Origin of the sequence: Xanthobacter autotrophicus, from assembly GCF_030015065.1 — a bacterium.
In the GTDB taxonomy this organism is placed as follows: domain Bacteria; phylum Pseudomonadota; class Alphaproteobacteria; order Rhizobiales; family Xanthobacteraceae; genus Xanthobacter; species Xanthobacter autotrophicus_D.
Genome location: NZ_JAIVFN010000407.1, coordinates 1 through 452 on the forward strand (window position 1 = coordinate 1; position 452 = coordinate 452).

The following is a 452-nucleotide window of genomic DNA, read 5'->3' on the forward strand; positions in this document are numbered from 1 at the left end:
ATATCCTCGTCGCCGGCGACAAGGAGAAGGCGGCCGGCACCGTTGCAGTGCGAGCCCGTGGTAACCGTGACCTGGGGGTGATGCCTCTGGAGGCCTTCATCTCCCTGATCTCGCAGGACATCGCCACCAAAGCGTGATGAACCGTCGGCACATGCCAACGACGAACGCTGCGGTGCCTCTCCTGCCGCGGCTTTTCAGCTACATTTTTCGTAGCATCTTGATTGAAGGACATAGCCATCGCTACTGAATTTCGTGATCGTCGCCAGCGCGAGGAGCGCAAGCACCGCCTGAACCGTGAAATCATGGCTCCCGAGGTCCGCCTGTCGGGCCCGGAGAACGAGCCGCTCGGGGTGGTCAGCCTCATGGAAGCCCTCCGCATGGCGGGCGAGCTGGATGTGGACCTGGTGGAGATTGCCGCTACGGCCAACCCTCCCGTGTGCCGCCTTGTGGAC

2 protein-coding genes are annotated in these 452 nt (G+C 62.6%); both read left to right on the forward strand.

The window, feature by feature from the left end; translation table 11 throughout:
• The first annotated feature begins 2 nt into the window (after nucleotides 1-2).
• On the forward strand, nucleotides 3-137 hold the full coding sequence (locus K9U40_RS24920) for a His/Gly/Thr/Pro-type tRNA ligase C-terminal domain-containing protein (RefSeq protein ID WP_432715943.1): 135 nt from the start codon (nucleotides 3-5) through the stop codon (nucleotides 135-137).
• 84 nt (nucleotides 138-221) lie between these two features.
• Nucleotides 222-452: translation initiation factor IF-3 (gene infC / locus K9U40_RS24925; protein WP_432715942.1), on the forward strand; the 231-nt coding region annotated here is incomplete at its 3' end.